The sequence below is a fragment of the Brevundimonas sp. genome, assembly GCF_030656255.1.
Classification (GTDB): Bacteria; Pseudomonadota; Alphaproteobacteria; order Caulobacterales; family Caulobacteraceae; genus Brevundimonas.
The window spans coordinates 1-6,047 of record NZ_JAUSOE010000144.1 but is presented as its reverse complement, the minus strand read 5'-3'; the positions used below and the strand labels follow the sequence as shown (position 1 = coordinate 6,047).

Genomic DNA, 6,047 nt, shown 5'->3' with positions numbered 1-6,047 from the left:
GTCGCGCGGCGCCAGGTCGCGCGCCTTCTCCAGCGGAGCGACGCCGTAGAAGGCCTGGCCACGCGCGATATGGGCGCGACCCAGCTCCAGCAGGGCGTCGAGATTGTTCGGCTGGACGGTCAGGGTCGCCTGGGCGGCCTCGGCGGCCTGATCGTAACGGCCCAGTTCGCGCAGGGCCTGGGCCAGCTTCACGCCGGCGACTGCGTCCGTGGGGTCGGCTTCCTGTTCGGAGGCCCAGAAGACCGAGCGGGACAGGGCGTCCATCCGGTCATAGGTGGCGCGCACCTCGGCCGAGGCGGGGGCGCGTGTCTGGGTCGCCGCAGGGACGGTCTGGTCGGCGGCCGCAGCCTGTCCCCCATGGAGGGCCAGCAGGGCGACGGTTGCGAGAAGGGCGGGCATGCGCGACATGGGTCAGGTCCAGACGGTCCTTGGGTCTTGCCGGAAGATCGCCTGTTCGCGTCAACTGATGGTTAACTTCGTCTCGAGGGCCCCATGTCCATCTCGCATCCCCTGCTGGTTTCCGCCCAAGACGGCGACGGCGCGATCCCGATCCGCTTCGTTCAGGCCAGCGGCGCGCTGGACGGCGCAGCCCGCCGCTGGGGGGACCTGCACGGGTTCGAGGGTAAGACGGGTCAGCTGCTGGTCGTGCCGGGGACGGACGGCGAGGTGGCTCAGGTCGTGGTCGGGTCGGGGGCGGCGTTCGATGCGATGAGCGTGCGGGGGCTTTCGGCGCGGTTGCCGGGCGGCCTGTATCGGCTTGAACTGGCGGCCGAGGATGCGGAACTGGCGACGCTGGCCTTCCTGCTGGGGGCCTATGTGTTCGATCGCTACAAGGCGCGGCCGGACAAGGCGCCCGTGCGGCTGGTCGCGGCGGACGGGGTGGATGTCGCCGAGGTCTCGCGCATCGCCGCCGCCTGCGCCTTGGCGCGCGAGATGGTCGATACGCCCGCCGCCGACATGGGGCCGTTGCAGATCGAGACAATCGCCAGAGAGATCGCCGAGAGCGCCGGGGCCACGATCACGGTGGTCGAGGGCGACGCCCTGCTGGAGGAGAACTATCCGGCCGTTCACGCCGTGGGCCGCGCGGCCGCGCCGCACCGGGCGCCGCGCCTGATCGAGATCGGCTGGAAGCTGGACCGGACGGACCTGCCGCTGGTGGCCCTGGTCGGCAAGGGGGTGGTGTTCGACACCGGCGGGCTGGACCTGAAGCCCGCCGCCGGGATGCGGAACATGAAGAAGGACATGGGCGGGTCGGCCCACGCCCTGGCCCTGGGGCGGCTGGTGATGCAGGCGGACCTGCCCGTGCGGCTGGTGGTCATCGTGGCGGCGGTGGAGAACGCGGTCTCGGCCGACGCCTTCCGGCCCGGCGACGTGCTGAACAGCCGCAAGGGCCTGACCATCGAGATCGGCAACACCGATGCGGAGGGGCGGCTGATCCTGGCCGACGCCCTGACGCGGGCGGGCGAGCACCAGCCGGATCTGACGCTGGACTTCGCCACCCTGACCGGGGCGGCGCGGGTCGCGCTGGGGCCGGATCTGCCGCCCGTCTACACCGACGATGAGACGCTGGCGGCGGGCCTGCTGGCGGCGGCGGGGGCGGTGCGCGATCCCCTGTGGCGGATGCCGCTGTGGCCCGGCTATCGCGCCTCGCTCGACACCGAGATCGCCGACATGAAGAACGATTCCTCGGCTTGGGCGCAGGCGGGTTCGGTCACGGCCGCCCTGTTCCTGCAGCGGTTCGCGCCGACCACCGGCGCCTGGGCCCACATGGACATCTTCGCCTGGAACCCCCGCGCTCGCCCCGGCTATCCCGAAGGCGGCGAGGCCCAGGCGCTGAGGGCCTGCTACGCCATGCTGAAGGCGCGCTACGCCGGTTGAGGGTCAGGCGAAGACGGCGCCTGGCTCCACGTCGTCGGAACCGGGGCGGGGCGGTCGGGGCCGTCTAACGCGCCGCCCGCGCGCCCGGGCGGTCCTGGCGATCCGGCCGCCGAGGCGCCGGGCCAGGCCCCGAAGACCTTCGATCTGGCGCACCATGCCGCGCCAGCCCGAGACGGCGCCGAGCCCGATGGTCAGGACGACCAGGTCGAAGACCACGGTCACGTCGAACATCAGGACCCAGGCGATCAGGTCCGGCGCCGCCATGGAGAAGAGCCGCAGGCCCTCGGCCTCGAACAGAAGGACCGTCGCAAGCCCCAGCAGGACGACGACGGCGATGCCGACCCTCTGTCCGCGCGACAGCCGCGACAGGCGCGACAGCATCCGCGCCGGCGCCTGCACCAGTCCGTGACGCAGGGCGGCGCCGACGGGGCCCTGGTCGAAAGCCGTCAGGCCGAGGACGATCATCAGGGTCAGGGACAGCAGCATGCGGGGCCTGTGCGAAAGGGAGGACGGACGAACGCCGCCCGGCATCGACGTGGGGGCTTATGGCGACGCTTCAAGGCGGATGACCGGTTCGAGAACACGGTTCGGTTGATTTTCCTCAGAAAAGCGACCTCTGTTAACGGCCCCTTCGCCATCAGTGGATAAGACGGGGAGCTCAATCACGCGAGTTCACGTTTGACTGACGTCCTCGATCTTGTCCCGCCCGGCGACCGTCTCGCCCGCCCCGACCTCGCCGAACTGGCGCTGGAGGGGCTGGTGCGCGCCTCGGCCTACAGGAAGACCGAGGCCATGCATTGCCGCGTGGCCGTCGCCGACATCCTGTCCGACGGCGAGGTGCGGATCGACCAGCTGCTGCACGGCGAGATCTTCGACGTTCTGGATCGGGCGAACGGCCGGGCCTGGGGCCGGGCGCGCCGCGACGGCGTGGTCGGCTGGGTGGTGCTGGACAGCCTGTCGAACGGGGCGCCCCTGGCGACCCGTCGCGTCGCCGCCGTGGACGCCGCCCTGCCGCTGAACGCCCTGGTGGTCGAAGGCGCGGCGGGCCTGGTCGAGGGCGAGCTGCGTCCGGTGGGCGAGTTCGAGACCGATCTGGTCGCCGTGGCCGAATGGCTGCTGGGCCGCCCGCATGAGCTGGGCGCCCGCTCTTCGATCTCCACCGACTGTTCCGGCCTGGTGCAGCAGGCGCTGCTGGCCTGCGGCCTGCCGGGGCCGCGCCGTTCCGACGCCCAGGCCGCCCTTGGCCAGGCCGCGCCGAGCGACGCCCTGAAGCGCGGCGACATCGTCGTCTGGCTGGCCGGCGCCGGGGACCAGGACTGGACCGGCCATTCCGCCCTGATGATGGACGCCGAGCGGATCATCCATTCCAGCGGCGAAAAGGGCGGGGTGGTGATCGAGCCCCTGGCCGAGGTCGAGGCCCGACTGACCGCCGAAGGCTTCGCCGCCGCCGTCTTCCGCCGCCTCTGAGGCCGACGGGCCTGCGACCGCTCTGCGAGGGGCGGGTGCACAAATAAAAAAAGCAGTGCACTTTCGTGCACTTTCATCGGCGGGTTTTCGGGCGCAGATCGCCCGGTCCGGGTTCGCGATGTCAAAGACCCGGCCCGATTATAAGGCCGCGCCGGAGCCTGTGAGGGTGAGCGCCGACATAGTTTTACAACGTTCTGAATAGCCGAGATGTTTTCGCCGGAACCGTGCGAGGTTTGCCGGCCGGCGAAGAGGATCAGGCGCCGGCCGGATGCTGGAGCGAAATCGCCCGCATCGCGCCCAGCCGGGCGAAGGCCAGGGTCAGGGCCTTGCGACGCGCCGGGGCCAGGGGCGTGATCGGCGCCTCGCGCACCACCGCCCCGCCGAAGCCGTCGGCGACGATCAGGCCCGGTTCGTCGGCCAGGATGTCCTGCGGAAACTCGGGCGCGACGGCGAAGTAGAAGGCGTCGCAGAACGGTCCGTACTCAGGCCATTTGCGATCCACCCGATAGTCCTCGACCCCCGACTTGACCTCGCAGATGACGATGTCGCCCTTGCGCCCGATGGCCATGACGTCGGCGCGACGGCCGTTGGGCAGGCAGACCTCCAACAGGGGCGCATAGCCCATGTCCATCATCAGCCGCGCCGCGCCGCGTGTCACCGACTGGGTGGTTTCGGGGCGGCTGAAGACCAGTTCGAGATGGACGGCGGCGGACATGCCGACACTTATGTTCCGGCTACGTTCCAACCGCAAGCGGCGCCTTTACAGGCCGGTATGCACCACCCGGCTGGTGCTGAAGCCCAGGGCGCGGACGCGGGTCAGGATGCGGTCGCGCTCGGCTTGCGACGCATTCTGATTGCGGTGCCAGATCCACCAGTTCGACTTGTCCGGCAGGCCCATAATGGCCCAGCTGTAGTCCGGCGCGTGGTCGTAGACGCAGTAGTTCTGACCCGCCAGGCCGCCGAAGCTGAGCAGGCCCGTCAGGCTGAAGCGGAACTTGGCGTTGGTCGCAGTGTCGGTGACGCGGGCGTTGGCGCGCAGGGTCTCGACCCGACCGTCGTTGCGGCGGGTGCAGGTCACGGCGATGGCGTAGCGGTCGGCGGCGTCGCGCGGCGTGAAGTCGATCTGGGCGCGGCTGCAGTCCTTCTGGACATTGTTGTGATTGCGCTCGATCTCGAACCAGCGACCGTCGAAGCGGTTCAGATCGACGTTCGACGCCTGGGCGAATGCCGTCGCCGGCAGGACGGCGAGGGCGGCGGAAGCGGCGATCAGGCTGGCGCGAAACATGGGCGTATCCTCGTTCGATCTGGAGGGGATACGACGCATCGACGCGATCGGTTGCTGTCAGCGTTTCAGCCGCGACCGATTGACCGACCACTCGTTGCGCGTCTGGCCCCACAGATCGACGGCGTGATCCTGGAACGGTTCGGGCAGGACGCCCGGTCCGCGATTGCGCGATCCCAGCCGCGTCGCCACCGCCGCAGACGCCAGGTTCTCCGGATCGATGCAGTGGATGACGTCATCCCAGCCCAGCGCGTCGAAGGCGTAGTCCATCGTCGCGGAGGCGGCCTCGACTGCATAGCCCTTGCCGGTGGCGTCGCGGTGCAGACTCCAGCCCACCTCGCGGCTGGGCCAGCCATAGGGATGCAGCGGCCCGATCCGGCCCAGCCACAGGCCGCTCGACTTCTCCAGGATGGAGAACATGCCCTCTCCGCTCAGGGCCCACATGCCGGCGATCGTGCAGAGGGTGCGCCAGACCTGGGGCGCGGGCTGGACGCCGCCGATGAAGCGCGTGGTCTCGGGATCGGCCATGAACTCGGCCCAGCGCGGAAAGTCCTCGACCGCCGGCGGGCGCAGGATCAATCGCTCGGTCTCCAGCGTCGGACCCAGGGTCACATGGGGCGGCACGGCGTAGGCGGCCCAGTCCTGATCGGGGCTCACAGCAGATACTCCCGTTCCAGCTCATAATGGCTGCCACCATCGGTCAGGACGCTGGAATACAGGCCGAAGCGGTCGATGCGGATCGGCGGCGAGTGCAGCAGATTGTGCCCGGCCATCCAGGCGCCGATGCGGTCGGGATTGGTCTGGGTCTTCAGATAGGCCAAGGTGACGTGCGGTTTATATGTGCGCGCCTCCATCCTGATCCCGGCCCGCTCGCCGGCCGACTTACAGCGCCCGGCCAGCACCGACAGCCGCTCGTTGGGCGTCTCGACCCCGGCCCACAGCGTGTGGCTGCGGTGGTCGTCGCCGAAACAGCCGACGCCTTTCAAGGCGATTTCGAACGGCCCGCCCGCCACGCGCGCCAGTTCCGACGCCAGGTCGTCGGCGCGGCGTTCGTCGGTCTCGCCATAGAAGGACAGGGTGACGTGCAGGGCGTCCAGCGGCCGCCAGCGCGCGCCGGGCAGGCCGGATTGACGCCGCTTCAGCGTCTCTCCGACATCGGGCGGCAGGGTCAGGGCGGTGAACAGACGAAGCATGCGACCGAAGGTAGCGGCAGGAACAACGGGCTCCAAGTCCGGTTTTCCTTGCAGCGAGGGCCTCGGCTCACGATATTCAAACCCTGTGACCGGAGAAGCCTCTCCGGCCAATCGGAGAAAGTTCGTCGCCATGAGCGATTTCAACAACGGCTACGCCCGTCCTCTGCCGCAGACGGCCGACATGTCGGTCGACGCCGGCCTGCGCAGCTTCATGCTGGGCGTCTACA

8 protein-coding genes and 1 pseudogene are annotated in these 6,047 nt (G+C 69.8%); 3 read left to right on the top strand and 6 right to left on the bottom strand.

Going from position 1 to position 6,047, the window contains the following annotated elements:
* Positions 1-408, bottom strand: a 408-nt coding sequence (locus Q7J26_RS14330) for a tetratricopeptide repeat protein (protein WP_370651951.1), incomplete at its 3' end; no start/stop codon positions are given.
* 84 nt (positions 409-492) lie between these two features.
* On the opposite strand from Q7J26_RS14330, the gene Q7J26_RS14325 reads away from it, so the two are divergent.
* Complete coding sequence (locus tag Q7J26_RS14325; protein ID WP_304937076.1) at positions 493-1,878, top strand: M17 family metallopeptidase; 1,386 nt, start codon at positions 493-495, stop codon at positions 1,876-1,878.
* 3 nt (positions 1,879-1,881) lie between these two features.
* Here Q7J26_RS14325 and Q7J26_RS14320 read toward each other — a convergent pair whose 3' ends face one another.
* A complete protein-coding gene (locus Q7J26_RS14320) occupies positions 1,882-2,364 on the bottom strand; it encodes a hypothetical protein (protein WP_304937075.1) in 483 nt (160 codons plus the stop codon).
* 192 nt (positions 2,365-2,556) lie between these two features.
* Here Q7J26_RS14320 and Q7J26_RS14315 point away from each other — a divergent pair, with 192 nt between their 5' ends.
* The gene (locus Q7J26_RS14315; RefSeq protein ID WP_304937074.1) at positions 2,557-3,345 is read left to right on the top strand and encodes a C40 family peptidase; all 789 of its coding nucleotides are present in this window, start codon (positions 2,557-2,559) and stop codon (positions 3,343-3,345) included.
* A gap of 253 nt (positions 3,346-3,598) precedes the next feature.
* On the opposite strand, the gene mmcB is transcribed toward Q7J26_RS14315, so the two are convergent.
* From mmcB to thpR, 4 genes are read right to left on the bottom strand one after another with little or no spacing between them, the layout of a single operon-like run.
* The gene (mmcB, locus tag Q7J26_RS14310; RefSeq protein ID WP_304937073.1) at positions 3,599-4,060 is read right to left on the bottom strand and encodes a DNA repair putative endonuclease MmcB; all 462 of its coding nucleotides are present in this window, start codon (positions 4,058-4,060) and stop codon (positions 3,599-3,601) included.
* A 45-nt stretch (positions 4,061-4,105) separates the two neighbouring features.
* Positions 4,106-4,630, bottom strand: coding sequence for a lipocalin family protein (locus Q7J26_RS14305; RefSeq protein WP_304937072.1), 525 nt, complete (start codon positions 4,628-4,630; stop codon positions 4,106-4,108).
* Positions 4,631-4,687: 57 nt separating this feature from the next.
* Entirely contained in the window at positions 4,688-5,284 is a 597-nt protein-coding gene (locus Q7J26_RS14300) for a GNAT family N-acetyltransferase (protein WP_304937071.1), read from the bottom strand.
* Positions 5,281-5,820 (bottom strand): RNA 2',3'-cyclic phosphodiesterase, encoded by a 540-nt coding sequence (gene thpR / locus Q7J26_RS14295; RefSeq protein ID WP_304937070.1) that lies wholly within the window; start codon positions 5,818-5,820, stop codon positions 5,281-5,283. Before thpR ends, Q7J26_RS14300 begins: the two co-directional genes overlap by 4 nt.
* A gap of 130 nt (positions 5,821-5,950) precedes the next feature.
* Here thpR and Q7J26_RS14290 point away from each other — a divergent pair.
* Positions 5,951-6,047 (top strand): annotated as a pseudogene (locus Q7J26_RS14290) (BAX inhibitor (BI)-1/YccA family protein); the annotation flags it as partial.

Excerpts from the sequence above, each read along its gene's own strand:
- mmcB (WP_304937073.1), bottom strand. The coding sequence starts at position 4,060 with ATGTCCGCCGCCGTCCATCTCGAACTGGTCTTCAGCCGCCCCGAAACC.
- Q7J26_RS14320 (WP_304937075.1), bottom strand. The coding sequence starts at position 2,364 with ATGCTGCTGTCCCTGACCCTGATGATCGTCCTCGGCCTGACGGCTTTC.
- thpR (WP_304937070.1), bottom strand. The coding sequence starts at position 5,820 with ATGCTTCGTCTGTTCACCGCCCTGACCCTGCCGCCCGATGTCGGAGAG.
- Q7J26_RS14325 (WP_304937076.1), top strand. The coding sequence starts at position 493 with ATGTCCATCTCGCATCCCCTGCTGGTTTCCGCCCAAGACGGCGACGGC.
- Q7J26_RS14305 (WP_304937072.1), bottom strand. The coding sequence starts at position 4,630 with ATGTTTCGCGCCAGCCTGATCGCCGCTTCCGCCGCCCTCGCCGTCCTG.